Raw genomic sequence first — 17,381 nt, 5'->3', positions numbered from 1 at the left:
CCCTCCTAGGTAACGTCTATGAAATATCAACTACACAAGAAAGTGAAGGGAGCACGGATGATGTTAAAAAGAACGCTGCTGCTGTTGGCAATAACAAGTCTCGCCTTAACAGGATGTAAATCTACCGGACAGACGAGTGGAAATGTGACGGTTTCAGAATCACCGATATCGAGTGCAGTGGCTACATCGGAGCCAACAACAACCCCTGCGACACCTGGACCGGATCCGACAACCGTGCCGACCAAAGGCAGCGAGGAATCAACGCCTCTTATGAAAGGGATAACTGCGCTAAGGCTCGCGGATGCGCAAAAGGGCTGGATTGGCGGTAAAGGGTGGATCGCTCATACCGATGACGGTGGTGGGAAGTGGAAGGTGCAATACACGGGAATTAGTGAAGTCGGTCAGCTATTTGCCTTGAATGATCAGGATGCCTGGGCAACTGAAGAAGGTACAGGGAAGCTGTTAAGTACGAAGGATGGCGGGGCCCATTGGTCAACAGTAGGAACCGTCCCCAATCAAGCGTTCCTCCACTTCGTATCGAAACAGGAAGCCTTCAGTGGTAATGCCCAGACTGTGGATGGTGGTGTCAAATGGGTAAAGCTGCCTGTTCCGACAGGCATGCAAGGGGACGCTTATTTTCATGATCGCAAGAACGGCTGGGCGGTTAGGCAAGTGGGAGATACGATCGAGGTCTTGAGGACGCAGGATGGGGGACAAAATTGGAAACCCGTCATGTCACGCAAAACCGTGGCGACATTGACAGGCAACGTTATTCGCTCTGTTGGCGTGGATGACGCGTGGATTGAGCTGATTGGGGAATCGGGGATGACACAAACCTCGTATTCGCTGTTTCACACGAGAGACGGCGGGAAGACCTGGCAAACCGTGCTGGTGAACAGCACAGCAGGCGGTGGTCCGGCCCCTGGATTCCCTATGGGGGATACGACGGGGCCGAAGAACACGGGCTCGAAGCCCGGCCCTCTCTACGTCGTGAACACCGACGTAGCGTTTATGGGCGGCAGCTGCCCGGCGTGCGACAAGCCGAACTCCGTCGGTTGGACGAAGGACGGCGGCAAAACCTGGGTGAACGGTACAGAGTCGTTCACAGGGTATGGCGAGCTGCTGCTTGGCATGGCAGACGCGAATAGCGGCTGGCTCATCACGAATGATAATGAGCAGCCGAGCGTCATGTACACCACCCGAAGCGGTGGTGTGAACTGGAATAAGGTGCATACGTTCGATTCACCTTGATACAAAAGAGGCCACCGCGGCTTTTTTCGCGCGGTGGCCTCTTTGTTTGTTTTCTGGACACATAGCTACTCGCACCCCACATTGCCCTCCGCAGCACACTCAGCTATCGCTACACCTATCGCACCCCGCAGCAGACTCCAACACAAGCTCGTCACCGCAGCAGATTAAATGGATTTCCTCCATCTATTTCAGCCGAATTTTCGTGTTTTCAGTGATTAGATGGATTTCCTGCAGTTAAATAAGCCGATAGTTGTTGAAATGCTACATTTTGATGAAATTTGCTGTATTATTTACATCTAAAACCAATTTGATGTGAATTCAGTAGTAAATAACTGGAGGTTTTCCAGTTATTCGGGTGTCACAAACTACCCCACCACCAACCTAATCATTTCGTAGGCGTATCACTCCCGTTTCCATTCCCATTCCCGTTCGTTCCATTCGTATTCTTCCCGTTAAAGAATGTCGCGGTAAGATCACGCAGCTTCTCCATGAACTTCCCATATCCGTAACCCGTCAGAAAGGCAATGCTGATACGTGCCGACATCGAGTCGTCCACTTGCAACAGCATAATGCCGCTCTCAAATAGAATAATTGTGATGATCGCAGAGCCGAAGCAAAGCACAGGCCGCATAAGGTACCAGTAGATCCATTGAGTGGTCAGCTCTTGATAATGCTCGTGGAACATGCGCAAACCATATAAAGCACCACCCAGTGACCCTGCGAAGCCAAAGATGGCATATTCATGATAGATAGCGAAATCAATGCCCATTATCTTGCGTTCGAAAGATGCGCTTCCAAGCACAGCCATCATCCATAGGCTGCCGACAAACCAGATCACTAAATAAGCAAAAATAGCCTGCTTGCCGAATCGGTGAATGGGATTCATAGCAAAACACCGCCCTCACAATGGATACTACCATTGTATGAGCGGTGTTTTTGATGATGCCTGAATATAGGAACGCTTATCCGACTGCTCAAGGTATTCAATGATCGCTGTTGCACAGCTTCGTTCTTCCTCATTGTAGCCTTCACGGATGTCTGTTCTCCGTTTAGCAAGCTCGGGATATTGCTCGAGCAGCAGCTTAAACCAGTGGTCAATCATCGCGACGGATGTGATGCGCTGTCCGTAGCCATTTTCCTGAAAATAAGTGCAGTTTTTTTCTTCCTGTCCGGGAATCGGGCTATAGAACAGCATGGGGATACCTTTGGCCATTGCCTCGGTACAGGTCATCCCACCTGGCTTCGTAACGAGCAGATCGGAGATATCCATCAGCTTGCTAATCTCGGTGGTATAGCCAATGAGATGGACATTCGGCTGACGGAAGGCATCTTCCTCCAGCAGCTGAAGGCGTGCTTTCTCATTAGTGCCTAGACAGATTAGCAGCTGAATATCTTTGCTCCAGCTAGCTAAATAAGTCAGCATTTCTTCTTTTTCTTCTTTCTTAAAAACACCCCAACCGCCGCCCATAACCATGACCGTAGGCATGGCTTTGAGTCCGAATTCCTGCCGAATCTGCTCCTTGCTATGCGCTTTGCGGAAATTGGGGTGAACAGGAATCCCTGTCACCTCAATACGCTTGTCCTGAACGCCGCAGTCCATGAGACGCTCTCTAACAAGGGGAGTGGATACCAAATATTTGTCTACCGCTGAGTCTATCCACGTCCCATGAACATCATAATCGGTGATCACGGTGAAGAGAGGTACATTCAGTCCCGCGCGTTTCAACCTAGAGACAATGATACTTGGAAAAGGATGCGTGCAGACGATCATATCCGGCTTTAACTGCTTAATAACCGCTTTCGTCTGCGAGTAAAAGATACGATGCAGCACGAGACTCGCTACGCGGCTCGGCCTTTTGTCATAGTGGTTTCGATACAGCATACCATAGAGTCTAGGTTGAGAAGTCACCGTGCGGCGGTATGCCGAGAAGACCCAAGGTGCTAAGGTAGGATGCAAAAAAGCGCCAAGCTCAATCACGCGTGTAATCATGTCTGATGAAGATTGCCGAAGCTCGCCAGACAGCGCATGAGCAGCTTGTGTATGTCCTTTCCCGAAGCCCTCAGATAATAGCAAAATCCGTTTTTTACGCAAGGAACTCACCTTTCTTTGTAAATCCCATATCCAGCTAGATGTGATCTATTTTCTTCTTTGATGCATAGCATTTGCGACATACAGGAACGTAGCTTTCATTCCCGCCAATCTGGATCTGCTCGCCATGGAAGATAGGAACGCCGTCTTTGCAGCGCATATTCATGATGGCCTTTTTATCACAATACCAACAAACGGTTTTAATTTCCTCGATCGTATCAGCCACAGCCAAAAGCGCATTGCTGCCTTCAAATAATTGTCCCATGAAATCAGCGCGAAGCCCATAAGCGATAACGGGAATATCCAGCTCATCAACGACTTCAATCAACTGAGAGACTTGGGCTTTGTTCAAGAACTGAGCCTCGTCGACCAAAATGCAATTCGGACGCTCGGTCTGCGCTAAAGCGACCATATCCAAATGTTCGTCTACGACGATTGCTCCTTTTTGCATACCGATGCGGGAAGCGACCTTACCAACACCGAAGCGATCATCCACAACGGAAGTGAGGAGAAGCACCTTTTTGCCCTGTTCCTCATAATTATGAGCAACGCGTAAGACTTCAATCGATTTACCGCTATTCATCGTGCCATAACGAAAGTACAATTTTGCCAAGCTGGGACAGTCCCTTCTGCAGATGTTTATATGGTGAAAAAATAAGTTGCGGCCATGCTATCCAGTTCAGCCAGCTTCACTGCGGCTTGGAAGCTAACTTCTGAGGCGAGTTTTTCGCCAATTAGCGGTTGCTTTTTGTAAACCTTACCGATCTTGACCTCGATACTGCCAGGTACGGGCTCTTGTGTAATTTGAATTCGGTGTGGCTCATACATGAGCACATGAATCGTTTCTCGAGCCGTATCGTTGTTACTCTGCAGCAGTTCCTGAATCAATTCATGATCCATGAGTGCGGGAATTCGATCCTTCATTCCTGGGTGTGCTTCGCAATGATGTGCTGTTGCTTTCGCTAGCAGCGCGTCCATAGCTAGAAACTGCGGGTGCAGGATGAGACGGTGCTCTTCAACAATCGCATCAATAAGCGCCGCGGCTGAAGCCTCATTCGCTTCTATGTAGGGTCCGCGCAAGCGAAGTCCTTTTACTAATTCCGAAGGTTGCAGCGTCTGACGACCAGCATAGTAAGTGTCGCGCAGGAAGCTATCCAAGTGATCGAGTCCAATAACCGTAGATTTGTTCGTTAGCGGTGTTTCTTGTTTCAAAAGATCAATAATTGCCCGCGGCGAAATGCCGTGCTTGATCAAAATATCGGCGATGACGCCTTGCCCGATTAACTGTTCGGTCTGACGGTGGTGATTATACCCAAGTGTCCGCTCAACCGCATGGGAGAAGGGCAGGTGCCCGATATCATGGAGTAATGCCGCAATGCGCAGAAGTGGTTCTTCTGGGCAAAAGTGAGCCATGAGTGACCAAACGCCAACCGTATGTTCGAATCGTGAATGTGTAAGTGGTGAAAATAGAGCCGATGCTCCGAAATGATGTAAAAACTTCAGGCGGCGTACCGGCTTTGAGCGGAAAAGCTCAATTTCAACCGGATGGGCTTCTAGCTGCCATTGATAAAGAGGCTCCCTAATCATGCCGTCCCCAAAAGTATGCTGTATACTCAAACAGAGCTCCTCCTAAGATGTGGGATCTGGATGTATGTTCTTGCAGCGGTATTAGCTATCATAGCATGAAACATAGAAAGTTTGCTATCACATGCACAGCCTGTCGTATTTATATAGGAAATGAGATAATTTATCGTGCCTTTACAATATGATTCTGCTGGCGATTCTATTAAAATGAAAACCTTTTCAATTTAAATATTTTTAAATTGAACTATAGGAAATCAAGTGTTAATATAATATAAAAAATATTGAGAATATTTCCTCTACTTATTGCGGATGTGGTCGAAATATGGAGCATTGAATTTTTACTTTTTAGCACTTTAAAGCATGCGTCCAAAATAAACGGCTGCGCCGTCCAAATTAGACGGGCGCGTTTATCAAGAAATATAAGCATTGTATAAGGTGAAACCTATACGTTCTTATATTCTAACAAAGTCCAGCGAAAAACGAGGGAAGAAAGGTTGCACAACATGACTATTAATGGATTACCTCCCAAACAGGGATTGTACGATCCGAGGAATGAGCATGATGCTTGCGGTATAGGCTTTGTTGCCAATATCAAGGGTGTCAAATCTCATGCCATCGTCAAGCAAGCGCTTCGAGTACTTTGCAATTTAGATCATCGCGGTGGTCAAGGCAGTGACCCGAATACGGGAGATGGCGCAGGCATTTTGATGCAAATTCCAGACACGTATTTTCAATCTGCCTGTGAACAAGAGAACATCAAACTTCCAACAGCGGGCACCTATGGTGTAGGTATGGTGTATTTGCCACAAGAATTAGAGGCTCGTCAAGCTTGTGAAAGTACCATTGAGCGAATAGTCAAACAAGAAGGACAACAGTTTCTTGGATGGAGAACCGTTCCAACAAATAACAGTTCGTTGGGAGCTTCTGCAATATCCGCTGAACCGTATGTTCGTCAGGTGTTTATTGGCCAAAGCGCAGATACTCCGACGAATCTCGATTTTGAGCGCAAGCTATATATTATTCGTAAACTATCTGAAAACGCTATCAAACTATCCCATCCGGGATCGCAATTTTACTATTCTAGCTTGTCTAGCAGGACGATTGTATATAAAGGGATGTTAACACCTGAGCAAGTGGATGCATATTACGTGGAATTGCAAGATGAGAAGGTAGAATCTGCCTTAGCGCTAGTTCACTCCCGTTTCAGTACAAATACGTTCCCAAGCTGGGAACGTGCGCATCCGTATCGCTATTTGATTCATAATGGCGAGATTAATACGCTTCGTGGAAACGTCAACTGGATGCACGCGCGTCAAGCGATGTGCGATTCCGATTTATTTGGTGAAGATTTTGGGCGCATTCTTCCTGTTATTGATACCGATGGTTCCGATTCCCAAATGTTTGATAATACACTAGAGTTCCTGATGCTTTCAGGCCGTTCATTGCCGCATGCGGCTATGATGATGGTACCTGAGCCTTGGTCCAAGCATGAAGGTATGGATGATGAGAAGAAAGCGTTCTACGAGTATCACAGCACCTTGATGGAGCCGTGGGATGGTCCTGCAGCGATTGCCTTCACAGATGGCAGCCAAATTGGCGCAATTCTCGATCGCAACGGCTTGCGTCCTTCTCGTTATTATGTAACGACCGACGATTTGATCGTGCTTGCTTCTGAAGTAGGCGTGCTTGATATCGAGCCTGAGCGCATTTTGTACAAAGACCGTCTGAGACCGGGACGTATGCTGCTTGTGGATACCGTAGAAGGCCGTATCGTGACTGACGAAGAAATCAAGAGCGGCATCGCTAGTGAGCAGCCGTATCGGGATTGGTTAAATGAGCATCTTGTATCCTTAGAAGATTTGGAAGATGCGCCAATTGTACTTGGCTCTGACCATGACACGATTCTTCAGCGTCAGCAAGCGTTTGGTTATACCTTCGAACAACTGCGTAAGACCCTTGAGCCAATGGGCAAAACAGGTGTGGATCCGATCGGTTCCATGGGTACGGATGCGCCACTTGCGGTGCTTTCGGATCGTCCGCAACTGCTTTATAACTATTTTAAACAATTATTCGCACAAGTAACGAACCCGCCAATTGATGCGAACTTTGAGGAAATTATTACGGCACAGGGCACGACAATTGGACCTGAGCGCAACCTGATTAAGCCAGAGCCAGAGAGCTGCCGTCAAATTCGTTTGAAATCGCCGTTCCTTTCCAACGATGAGTTGGCGAAGCTGCGTCATATTCAGCGTGATGGTTTCAAGACGGTCACGTTGCCAACGCTTTTCGAAGCATCGGCAGGCACAGCGGGGCTCGAGAGTGCCATGCAAGCCTTGTACACGGCTGCAGATCAAGCCATTGTCGATGGAGCAACACTCCTTATTCTGTCTGACCGTGGTGTAGATAGTGTCAGCGCGCCGATTCCAGCACTTTTGGCAACGTCGGGCTTACATCACCATCTGATTCGTCAAGGTACTCGTACGAAGGTCAGCTTGCTTGTTGAGTCTGGTGAACCGCGTGAAGTGCACCATTTTGCCTTATTGCTCGGCTATGGCGCAGGCGCGATCAACCCGTATCTGGCGTTAGAAACATTAGATGACATGATTCAGCGTAAGCAGCTAGTAGGTGTTGATCACGAGAAGGCGATCTATAACTACATCAAAGCGGTCACAAAGGGTGTAGTCAAAGTGTTGGCGAAAATGGGTATTTCTACCATTCAGAGCTATCGCGGGGCGCAAATTTTCGAAGCTATCGGTCTGAGCCAAGAGCTTGTAGACAGCTACTTCACTTGGACGTATACGCCTGTGGGTGGTATCGGTATCGAAATGGTTGCGAAGGAAGCCTTGATGCGTCACAGCCGTGCGTTCTCTGAGCAAGAGGGACGCGATCGCGTGCTGGATACAGGCGGCGACTTGCAATGGCGTAGAGACGGGGAAGATCACATTTATACCCCAGAAACTGTGCATGCCTTGCAATCTGCTGTTCGCACCAACAATTACGGCATGTATAAAAACTTTAGTAAGCTCGTCAAACGTGAAGACGAGAAATATATGGCTTTGCGCGGACTGCTGAGCTTCAAGGCAGGTCGCACACCGATTCCGATCGAAGAGGTTGAGCCGATCGAATCGATCTTTAAGCGCTTCAAGACGGGAGCCATGTCCTACGGCTCCATCTCCAAAGAAGCGCACGAAACAATCGCGATCGCGATGAACCGTATCGGCGGCAAGAGCAACACCGGCGAAGGCGGCGAGCATCCGGAGCGCTTCACGCCAGATGCGAACGGCGATCTTCGCCGCAGTGCCATCAAGCAGGTGGCGTCCGGTCGCTTCGGCGTCACGAGCCATTATCTCGTCAACGCTGACGAGATTCAGATCAAGATGGCGCAGGGCGCGAAGCCCGGCGAGGGCGGTCAGCTTCCGGGAACCAAGGTATACCCTTGGGTAGCCGAGGTTCGCGGTGTTACGCCAGGCGTAGGCTTGATTTCGCCGCCGCCGCATCATGATATTTATTCGATCGAGGATCTCGCAGAGCTGATCCATGATCTCAAGAATGCGAACCCACGGGCACGAATCAGCGTTAAGCTGGTATCCGAGGTGGGTGTTGGCACGATTGCTGCCGGTGTAGCCAAAGGGAAGGCGGACGTTGTCCTCATCTCGGGCTACGACGGAGGCACAGGCGCGTCACCGCAGACGAGTATTCGTCACGCGGGACTGCCGTGGGAGCTCGGTCTGGCGGAGACGCATCAGACACTCGTGCTGAACAACCTGCGCAGCCGTATCGTCGTCGAGACGGATGGCAAGCTGATGACAGGGCGCGACGTCGTCGTAGCTGCCTTGCTCGGTGCCGAGGAGTTCGGCTTCGCAACGACTCCACTGATTACCATCGGCTGCGTGATGATGCGTGTCTGCCACTTGGACACTTGTCCGGTTGGGGTTGCTACGCAAAATCCGGAGCTTCGCAAGAAATTTGCTGGTGATCCGCAGCATGTTGTTAACTTCATGACCTTCATCGCTAACGATGTGCGTGAGATGATGGCAGAGCTTGGCTTCCGCACGATCGAAGAGATGGTTGGACGTACTGATATATTGGAGTCCAAGCCAGCGGTTGAGCATTGGAAAGCCAAAGGCGTCGATCTTACGCCGCTGCTGCACCAACCGGATATGGGCGAAGAAGTGGGTCGCTTCTGCCAAATGCAGCAGGATCACGGCTTGGATCGCTCCCTGGATATGACGAAGCTGCTCGATATTTGTGAACCAGCAATTGAGCGCAAAGAGCACGTGCACGCGATTCTGCCAATTACGAACGTGAACCGTGTTGTCGGAACGATCGTGGGTAGCGAAGTAACACGTCGTCACGGCGTAGATGGCTTGCCGCACGATACGATTCGTCTTCACTTTGAAGGCTCTGCGGGTCAAAGCTTCGGCGCATTCGTTCCGAAGGGGATCACACTCTCCCTCGAAGGAGATGCCAACGACTATGTAGGGAAAGGATTGTCCGGCGGTAAGCTGGCGATTTTCCCATCAAGTAAGTCGACTTTTGTACCAGAAGATAACGTGATTATTGGAAATACGGCATTTTACGGTGCAACAGACGGGGATGCTTACATCCGTGGTATCGCTGGTGAACGCTTCTGCGTAAGGAACAGCGGTGTGCGTGCTGTCGTTGAGGGTGTAGGTGATCATGGCTGCGAGTACATGACTGGTGGTCGAGTCGTTGTTCTTGGTTCAACAGGGCGTAACTTCGCAGCGGGTATGTCAGGCGGTATTGCCTACGTACTGGATATGAACGGTGACTTCCAAAGCAAAGTGAATAAAGAGATGGTTTACCTCGAGCAGCTGGAAGAAACATATGAGATGAATGAGTTGAAAACGATGATCCAGCATCATGCCACATTTACGGATAGCAGCGTTGCCCACCAAGTTATTCAGCACTGGGATGAGTACGTTTGGAAGTTCGTGAAGGTTATACCGAAGGACTACAAACGGATGTTTGATGCTATCGAGAAAGTGAAACGCTCCGGTCTAAGCCAACAAGAAGCGGTCATGGTTGCTTTCGAGGCGAATATGAGAGATGTTTCCCGTGTCGGTGGAAATTAACGAAACTCAGGAGGGATTAAACGTAAATGGGTAAACCAACCGGTTTTATAGAACACGCTCGTGAAGTGGCATCCGAAGCTTCTCCTCTGGTCCGAATCGGCCATTGGAAAGAGTTTGCGACACCACTAACGCAAGACAAATTACAGATACAAGGCTCTCGCTGTATGGATTGCGGGATTCCTTTCTGCCACACAGGGTCATTAATCAGCGGCATGGCCGCTGGTTGCCCGGTAAACAATCTCATTCCAGAATGGAATGATCTCGTGTATCGCGGTCAATGGCGCGAAGCCTTAGATCGTCTGCACAAGACGAATAATTTCCCGGAATTTACAGGCCGTGTATGTCCGGCGCCTTGTGAAGGCTCATGTACAGTAGGCTTGAAGGACACGCCGGTTACGATCAAAAGCATTGAGAAGGCCATCATCGATAAAGGCTTCGATGAAGGCTGGATCAAGCCTGAACCGCCGGAAACGCGTACTGGGAAGAAGGTTGCGGTTGTTGGTTCAGGTCCTTCTGGACTTGCTGCAGCAGCGCAGCTGAACAAAGCTGGGCACTGGGTTACCGTTTTTGAACGGGCAGACCGCGTTGGCGGCTTGCTGATGTACGGTATCCCGAACATGAAGCTGGACAAAAAGTATGTCCAACGCCGTGTGGATCTACTTGAAGCCGAAGGCATCGCCTTCGTAACGGGTGCTCACGTCGGTGTGAACTATCCTATTGAGAAGCTGCAAGAGGAATTCGATGCGATCGTCCTGTGCGGCGGAGCTACGAAAGGCCGCGATCTACCGATCGAGGGTCGTGAGCTTGGCGGCGTGCATCTGGCGATGGAATTCCTGAGCAAGAACACGAAGAGCTTGCTCGATTCCGAGCATGCGGATCGTGAATTCATTTCCGCCGAAGGCAAAGACGTCATTGTCATCGGTGGTGGTGACACGGGAACCGACTGCGTAGGAACTTCCATTCGTCATAAATGTAAGAGTGTGACGCAGTTTGAGATCATGCCGAAGTCACCTGAGACACGTCCAGCGAACAACCCTTGGCCGGAATGGCCGAAGGTGTTGAAAGTGGACTACGGTCAGCAAGAGGCGGCTGCGCTTCAGGGTGAAGACCCGCGGACGTACTTAATCAACACGAAGAAATTCGTGGGGGATGAGAACGGCAACTTGAAGGAACTGCACACGGTTTTGATCGAGTGGCAGAAGAACGAGAAGGGCGCGTTCGTACCTGTTGAAGTGCCTGGCAGCGAGAAGGTTTACCCAGCGCAGCTGGTCCTGATCGCGATGGGCTTCACAGGCCCGGAGAGCACCGTACTAGATCAGCTTGGCGTAGCCAAAGACGAGCGCTCCAACGCGAAAGCCGATTACGGGAAGTTTGCAACGAACGTAGACGGCGTTTTCGCTGCTGGTGACATGCGTCGCGGGCAAAGTCTCGTGGTATGGGCCATCAACGAAGGCCGTGCCGTAGCGCGTGAAGTGGACCGCTTCTTGATGGGATCGTCAAATTTACCATAAGGTCGTTAGACTGCTTGCAGGTAGATCGTTACCTGTAAGCAGTTTTTTTGTTGTTTAGTCAGGAGCGTCTCCCAAAGCCCTCGCCACGCACGAAATAGTCGATATCATCGGGTTGTTCCTATTTTTCCGACTAACTGGGGTCCGATTACTCCCAACGATACCCATTAGTCCGCAATTGTCGAAAGCACACCAGCTGGTTTGCCTCATTAGACTAATAAACGTGAACATTTCCGAAATCTCATGTACAATAGGAGAAAGTGTAGTCCAAATATGGACGCAAGATGTACGGGATGGAGGAAAGCACATGAAGAAGGAAGAACTCTTAACACCAGCGGAGCTGCAGGCACTACTAGCAGGGAATGAGGAATTCGCGGACGAGAGTGAGCAGGACGAGCCACTCAGGGCGAAGGATCTGTATTCGTTGCAAAAGACCGTTTTGCTTCTTTCCAAGCAGGTAGAAGAACTCCAATTGCAACTTCATGAGCAGTTTGAACTCCAGAATAGACAGCAAGAGCAATTTCTGCGACTATGCAGGCACCAGCTTGAGAACAAACTGCATGAGCAGCTGGTTAACACCATTGTTGTCCATCAGCATGCGGTGAACCAAGAAGATAAGATGGAGCTTCAACATACGCCAGTTATATCGGAGGAAGTCAACTTCAGCGGGGGGCCTATCCATGATTCGTCAGCGGATGATACGCCCTTACCATTCTCTAGAGTAAAGAGCTATAGTAAGATTCGCAAAAGAAAAAAGGGTTTTCTCGAGAAGCTCTTCGAATAGTCGTTTAACAGCAAAGACCGCTTCTTCTTAGATGAAGAGCGGTCTTTGTTACATGTCAGAACGGATTCTCTTTAAATTTGCATTAACTGGAAAACATCCAGCTATTTACGATGTATTTACTCGAAAACTCGATTTAACTGTAGAACATGTAGGTAAAACTGTCTCTTTTGTTCAAATGGGGTGAAATGGATTAAATTAACTGTACGTTATCCATTTATTCTACGTTTGTTCGGGCAATCGCAAAATTTAACTACATAAAATCCATCTAATGGCGGGCACAGGCTACTGCGTCTTATGGAATTCCCCTCGATTACAGAATCCCCTCATCATGCGCTTTTTTCGAAGCTTGAACCCGGTCTCGGACGTCCATTTTCGAGTAGATGTTGGAGATATAGTTTTTTACAGTACCCTCGGACAAGAATAGTTTCTCAGCGATTTCACGATTATTGAGGCCATCAGCGATGCTATGAAGGACCTGCAGCTCACGTTCGCTGAGGCCATAAGTCTCTGTACGAATGCTGCTCTCTTCCTTATCTTCAGAGGAACCTCCACCACCACCGCCGTCACGCGCTTGCTGAACGAGCATTTTGGCAATATCATGCGGAATTAAGGTACCGCCTTGATGAACCCATTTAATCCCTGTGGCTAAATCCTTGGGATGAATGGCTTTGAGTAAGTAGCCTTCAGCTCCTGCACTAAGTGCATCTACTACATAGCCAATTTCCTGGAAGGTGGTCAAAATAATGACACGAATATGCGGCCAAGTAGCTTTAATCTGACGTGTAGCCTCAACGCCATCCATAATCGGCATATGAATGTCCATTAGAACGACATCGGGTTGCACTTCTTCACTCAGCTTTACAGCAACACGCCCGTTTTCGGCTAAGCCGACGACCTGAATATCGGGGTCCATACCCAGTACAATATGTAAGCTTTCACGTATCAAATCCTGATCATCGACCAGGAGCAGTTTGAGCGGGGCTTGGTTTACAGTCATAGAGAATCCTCCTCACAACGATTAATAGGTTGGAAAACGTTTGACAGGAATAAAACAATGGACGACTGTCCCTTTTTCAGGCGTGGAGCGTACCTGCAAAGTGCCTTGCAGCGCAGATATCCGTTCTTGCATTGCCGTAATACCGAAGCCCATTTTCAATTGCTCGGTGCCAATGCCATCATCTTCAATGCGAAGGGAGATTTGGTCATCGGCATAGGTTAGAACAATTTCGATAGAAGCTGCTTTGCCATGGCGTTTGGCATTCGTCAGTGATTCCTGCAGACAGCGAATTAATGAGAGCTTGGTTTGTTTGGGAATTTCGAACTCTTCACTAACCGTCGTGAAGTGAATCTGTGTCCCCGTGTGCAAGGCAAATTCATTGGCAAGTCGTGACAGTTGCTGAGATAACAGCAAATCGCCCTCGCTCGGGACCATCTGATGAATACTGCGACGTACTTCTTCTAGGCCGCCCCTGGTTACATTGCGTAGGACGTCTAGCTTTTGCTTAGCCTTCTCGGGTGAAACCTCAATGAGATACGAGACAGCGTCCATGCCCATAATGACGGAAGTAAACGTATGTCCCACGGTATCATGCAGCTCACGAGCCATCCGATTGCGCTCTTCAACTAAGGTAAGCTGCTCAATCTGATTAGCGTACTGCTCAAGGACGTTATTTTGCTCATGAATCAAATGGTATTGACGTTGGTTCTCGCCTAGCAGCTTCTCGGTTTTCTCGTTAGAGGTAACGGCACGTTGTAAGCTTAATCCGATTGCGAAGAAGAGAACAGCATTCAGGATAAAACTAAATAGTTGCCCGACGCCCATGCCGCTGTGTAGAAGGAAAAAGTAGGTCATTGGCATGCCTAACATGAAGATGGGGGCGGTCCACCAAGCATTTTTTCGATCGGTGAGGAATCCAATGACCATAATTGGGCAATTAATGGTAAGTAAGGCGTCCTGCTCCATCCAAGCCAAGTAAATTTGTAGGGGAATGCCGGTGAGTAGAACAGCAATCGGATAGCATGTCGGATTAATATAGTGGGGTCGCCAGAATATAAAAGGAGCCCCATAAGAGAGTAAAATGGCCAGTATGGTTAACAGGATGTGGGAGAATGGTTGTTCATAGATGTGAAGGCAGCTATACAGTAAACCAAGCAGTGCAGCGCCGGTCAAGACGATAAACAATGACCACTCTACACCGTGCCACGGTCTTCTTTGGATCATAGATGAGCTCCTTTTACTAGCAGTTCTTATCTTATCATTGTACATAAAATTAGGAAAAAGCCATAGTGAGCACAGTCATATGACTGAAAAATATCTAGGCATGACAGCAGAAGTAAGCTAGGATTGGATTATATTGGTTAAAAAGAGAGGAGATGTCGAATGTCAGCATCACAAGAGGTTGTTACGCCTATCGTACAGGTGGATCATATTTCCAAACGTATTGGTTCTAAGACCATTATTGATAAGCTGAGTTTCGATGTACCGCGCGGTGAGGTGTTCGGATTTCTTGGGCCGAATGGCGCGGGTAAAACGACAACCATCCGTATGATGGTTGGACTGATGTCGATATCCGAAGGGGATATCCGCATTGGCGGTTATTCCGTTCGCACGCATTTTGAACAAGCGATTCGTCATATTGGGGCGATTGTAGAAAATCCAGAAATGTATAAATTTTTAAGCGGATATAATAATTTGGTGCATTATGCCAGGATGATTCCAGGGATTGGCGAGGAGCGAATCCAAGAGGTGATCGATCTTGTCGGGATGACGAATCGCATTCATGACAAGGTGAAAACGTACTCACTGGGAATGCGGCAACGATTAGGTATCGCGCAAGCCCTTCTACATAAGCCTTCGGTTCTTATTCTGGACGAGCCTACTAACGGGTTGGACCCCGCTGGCATACGGGAGCTTCGAGATCATTTGCGTAAACTTACCCGCTATGAAGGAATTTCAGTTATCGTTTCTTCGCATCTGTTAGCAGAGATGGAACTGATGTGTGATCGTGTGGCCATTATTCAGAATGGGAAATTAGTCGATGTTAGACTTATCAAGGAATTCGCCCAGGAGGATGGCAAACATCGGGTCGTCTACGAAGTAGATGCCGTCCAGCAAGCGGTGAAGCTAGCCTCCGATCAAGGTATTCAAGTAGAAGTCGTTGATAACGAACTTGTTATGCATCTAGACAAAGAAGAAACGGCTGGCTGGAATAAGCGATTTGTCGAGGCGGGAATTGCCATTTATGGAATCCGTAAAACGGCGAAGTCGCTGGAAGATCAATTTTTAGAAATGACGGGAAGTGATCCAATTGCTTAATCTCATCAGGAATGAGCATATGAAAATTTATCATCGACTCCGGACATGGATTCTAGCGATCTTGTTAGTTGTCATTGTCGTGCTCACTGGTTTGTTATCTCATTCGAATTATCAGAAAGACGATAGCTGGAAGGTGCGAGCCGCAGAAACCATCCAGCATAATAAGACGGAGCTGGCTAATTCCGACATTCCAGAGAAGTTTAAGAAGCAAATGCGTGAAGATAGTGCGCTTCAGCAATACATGCTGGATCATAATTATCCGCCTATGGAGAATACGCTGTGGGGGGGAATGATGACCGCGGCGGGTTTAATTGTGCTGGTTGTGACCTTATTCGCCGTTATCATTGCAGGTGATATGGTGGCAGGGGAGTTTACTTGGGGGACCATCAAACTGCTGCTCATTCGTCCTGCCAGCAGGGCGAAGATTCTGTTATCGAAGTACCTGACAACATTGATATTTGCAGCTACCTTACTAATTCTCTTATTCCTTACAGCTTTGATCGTCAACGGCTTCCTATACGGCTTTGAGCGATTAAGCCTTCCACATCTAACTGTCAATGAAGCCGGCCAAGTGCTGGAAAAAAACATGTTGATCTATGTATTCGCGACGTATGGACTAAAACTGATCGAGCTCGTCATGATCGTCACGCTGGCCTTTATGATTTCGACAGTGTTTCGCAGCGCCTCCCTAGCGATCGGTCTTAGTATTTTCATTATGTTCGCAGGTCAAATCATCACACTCGTGTTTATGCGTTACACATGGGGCAAATACTACCTATTCGCGAATACGGATCTCACCCAGTATCTAGAGGGACAGCCGCTAGCGGAAGGGATGACAATGGGATTCTCCATCACCGTGCTCGTTCTCCATTTCTTATTGTTCAATGTCCTTTCCTGGGAAATATTCCGCAGACGTGATGTCGCAGCGTAAGAAAATTCTATCATTGCCATTCAAAAAAGAACGATCCTTCCGGTTCAGCTCACCGGGGGATCGTTCTTTCTCATTTCTTAATATACGATTGAATGGCCTCTGGCACTTCCAGCAGGGAAGGCAATTGGTAAAACGCTCCCTTAGGCGTGACGTCAATCGTCCCATTGTTAAACACCCAATCATCAACAACGGGGATGTGAATCGCATGGATACCTGCATGGAGCGCGGGCAGAACATCCGTTGTAATCGAGTTACCGATCATCCACGTGTGCTGTCGGTCAAATTGCTTTTCCTGCATCAGTGTATTCATAAACTCACGTGTCTTGTGAACGGTCACGAAGATGCGATCCTGAAAAAATTGGTCGAGACCAACATCCTTGATTTTCTTCATTTGAATAGAAACATCTCCGCCTGTATACAGAAACAAGTTGTGGCCAGCTTGTTGAAGGCTGTGAAGGGTTTCATTCATCAGTGGGTAAGGCTCTACGGTGTAACTATAAACCGTGTGGCCGAGCTGCATGAGCCAGTCCACCTCTTTGCTACTTACAGGACGGTTGTAGTGCTGCGCGAACCATTGGTACGTCTCAACGAACGATTGCGGAAACCGTTCCGGCATAAAACCGTGAATTTGAATACCAGCAAGGTCGATATCCAACTGCTTTTTCTTAATATCCTGCATAGTTAGACCATGCCCAGCATACCAAGTCAGCATCAGATCAACGAACTGATCGATCACAAAGTCAAAATATTTATTGCAATGCACTAACGTGTCATCTAGGTCAAATAAGATGGATTGTTCTCTCATAAGTTTCCGTGTCTCCT

Annotated in this window: 13 protein-coding genes; 6 read left to right on the top strand and 7 right to left on the bottom strand. The window is 48.5% G+C overall.

All coding sequences use genetic code 11. The annotated features are described in order from the left end of the window. The first annotated feature begins 18 nt into the window (after positions 1 to 18). A complete protein-coding gene (locus ACSQ8P_RS30660; RefSeq protein WP_436238643.1) occupies positions 19 to 1,251 on the top strand; it encodes a WD40/YVTN/BNR-like repeat-containing protein in 1,233 nt (410 codons plus the stop codon). Between the two features lie 385 nt (positions 1,252 to 1,636). Here the strand turns inward: ACSQ8P_RS30660 and ACSQ8P_RS30655 are convergent, their stop codons facing one another. The 4 genes from ACSQ8P_RS30655 to ACSQ8P_RS30640 are packed head-to-tail and all read right to left on the bottom strand — an operon-like array spanning position 1,637 to position 4,957. Continuing rightward, positions 1,637 to 2,137 carry a hypothetical protein gene (locus tag ACSQ8P_RS30655; RefSeq protein ID WP_436238642.1) on the bottom strand — a complete coding sequence of 167 codons (501 nt, stop codon included), beginning with the start codon at positions 2,135 to 2,137 and terminating at the stop codon, positions 1,637 to 1,639. 27 nt (positions 2,138 to 2,164) lie between these two features. Further along, the gene (locus ACSQ8P_RS30650; protein WP_436238641.1) at positions 2,165 to 3,343 is read right to left on the bottom strand and encodes an MGDG synthase family glycosyltransferase; all 1,179 of its coding nucleotides are present in this window, start codon (positions 3,341 to 3,343) and stop codon (positions 2,165 to 2,167) included. Between the two features lie 34 nt (positions 3,344 to 3,377). After that, positions 3,378 to 3,953 (bottom strand): thymidine kinase, encoded by a 576-nt coding sequence (locus tag ACSQ8P_RS30645; RefSeq protein WP_436238640.1) that lies wholly within the window; start codon positions 3,951 to 3,953, stop codon positions 3,378 to 3,380. A gap of 26 nt (positions 3,954 to 3,979) precedes the next feature. Beyond that, on the bottom strand, positions 3,980 to 4,957 hold the full coding sequence (locus ACSQ8P_RS30640) for an HD domain-containing protein (protein WP_436238639.1): 978 nt from the start codon (positions 4,955 to 4,957) through the stop codon (positions 3,980 to 3,982). 470 nt (positions 4,958 to 5,427) lie between these two features. Between ACSQ8P_RS30640 and gltB the strand changes: the two genes are divergently transcribed. From gltB to ACSQ8P_RS30625, 3 genes are all read left to right on the top strand, one after another. Beyond that, entirely contained in the window at positions 5,428 to 10,020 is a 4,593-nt protein-coding gene (gene gltB, locus ACSQ8P_RS30635; protein ID WP_436238638.1) for a glutamate synthase large subunit, read from the top strand. A gap of 26 nt (positions 10,021 to 10,046) precedes the next feature. After that, on the top strand, positions 10,047 to 11,531 hold the full coding sequence (locus tag ACSQ8P_RS30630) for a glutamate synthase subunit beta (RefSeq protein ID WP_436238637.1): 1,485 nt from the start codon (positions 10,047 to 10,049) through the stop codon (positions 11,529 to 11,531). A gap of 304 nt (positions 11,532 to 11,835) precedes the next feature. Continuing rightward, the gene (locus tag ACSQ8P_RS30625; protein ID WP_436238636.1) at positions 11,836 to 12,312 is read left to right on the top strand and encodes a hypothetical protein; all 477 of its coding nucleotides are present in this window, start codon (positions 11,836 to 11,838) and stop codon (positions 12,310 to 12,312) included. Positions 12,313 to 12,622: 310 nt separating this feature from the next. On the opposite strand, the gene ACSQ8P_RS30620 is transcribed toward ACSQ8P_RS30625, so the two are convergent. Both ACSQ8P_RS30620 and ACSQ8P_RS30615 read right to left on the bottom strand, forming a co-directional pair. Continuing rightward, positions 12,623 to 13,309 (bottom strand): response regulator, encoded by a 687-nt coding sequence (locus tag ACSQ8P_RS30620; protein WP_436238635.1) that lies wholly within the window; start codon positions 13,307 to 13,309, stop codon positions 12,623 to 12,625. 21 nt (positions 13,310 to 13,330) lie between these two features. Then, on the bottom strand, positions 13,331 to 14,533 hold the full coding sequence (locus ACSQ8P_RS30615) for a sensor histidine kinase (protein WP_436238634.1): 1,203 nt from the start codon (positions 14,531 to 14,533) through the stop codon (positions 13,331 to 13,333). A 159-nt stretch (positions 14,534 to 14,692) separates the two neighbouring features. Between ACSQ8P_RS30615 and ACSQ8P_RS30610 the strand changes: the two genes are divergently transcribed. Both ACSQ8P_RS30610 and ACSQ8P_RS30605 read left to right on the top strand, forming a co-directional pair. Then, the gene (locus ACSQ8P_RS30610; protein ID WP_436238633.1) at positions 14,693 to 15,628 is read left to right on the top strand and encodes an ABC transporter ATP-binding protein; all 936 of its coding nucleotides are present in this window, start codon (positions 14,693 to 14,695) and stop codon (positions 15,626 to 15,628) included. A gap of 19 nt (positions 15,629 to 15,647) precedes the next feature. Further along, complete coding sequence (locus ACSQ8P_RS30605) at positions 15,648 to 16,559, top strand: ABC transporter permease (RefSeq protein ID WP_436238632.1); 912 nt, start codon at positions 15,648 to 15,650, stop codon at positions 16,557 to 16,559. A gap of 70 nt (positions 16,560 to 16,629) precedes the next feature. Here the strand turns inward: ACSQ8P_RS30605 and ACSQ8P_RS30600 are convergent, their stop codons facing one another. After that, positions 16,630 to 17,364 carry an HAD family hydrolase gene (locus ACSQ8P_RS30600; RefSeq protein WP_436238631.1) on the bottom strand — a complete coding sequence of 245 codons (735 nt, stop codon included), beginning with the start codon at positions 17,362 to 17,364 and terminating at the stop codon, positions 16,630 to 16,632. Positions 17,365 to 17,381: the final 17 nt, after the last annotated feature.

The organism is Paenibacillus sp. LjRoot153, from assembly GCF_964253085.1.
Classification (GTDB): Bacteria; Bacillota; Bacilli; order Paenibacillales; family NBRC-103111; genus Paenibacillus_E.
Note: the sequence above shows the minus strand (reverse complement) of the source record. Positions and strands in the feature narration are given on the sequence as shown.

Bases quoted from the DNA above. Each gene is read 5' to 3' on its own strand.
- ACSQ8P_RS30660 (WP_436238643.1), top strand. From the start codon at position 19: ATGAAATATCAACTACACAAGAAAGTGAAGGGAGCACGGATGATGTTA.
- ACSQ8P_RS30655 (WP_436238642.1), bottom strand. From the start codon at position 2,137: ATGAATCCCATTCACCGATTCGGCAAGCAGGCTATTTTTGCTTATTTA.
- gltB (WP_436238638.1), top strand. From the start codon at position 5,428: ATGACTATTAATGGATTACCTCCCAAACAGGGATTGTACGATCCGAGG.
- ACSQ8P_RS30630 (WP_436238637.1), top strand. From the start codon at position 10,047: ATGGGTAAACCAACCGGTTTTATAGAACACGCTCGTGAAGTGGCATCC.
- ACSQ8P_RS30625 (WP_436238636.1), top strand. From the start codon at position 11,836: ATGAAGAAGGAAGAACTCTTAACACCAGCGGAGCTGCAGGCACTACTA.
- ACSQ8P_RS30620 (WP_436238635.1), bottom strand. From the start codon at position 13,309: ATGACTGTAAACCAAGCCCCGCTCAAACTGCTCCTGGTCGATGATCAG.
- ACSQ8P_RS30615 (WP_436238634.1), bottom strand. From the start codon at position 14,533: ATGATCCAAAGAAGACCGTGGCACGGTGTAGAGTGGTCATTGTTTATC.
- ACSQ8P_RS30610 (WP_436238633.1), top strand. From the start codon at position 14,693: ATGTCAGCATCACAAGAGGTTGTTACGCCTATCGTACAGGTGGATCAT.
- ACSQ8P_RS30605 (WP_436238632.1), top strand. From the start codon at position 15,648: ATGAAAATTTATCATCGACTCCGGACATGGATTCTAGCGATCTTGTTA.
- ACSQ8P_RS30600 (WP_436238631.1), bottom strand. From the start codon at position 17,364: ATGAGAGAACAATCCATCTTATTTGACCTAGATGACACGTTAGTGCAT.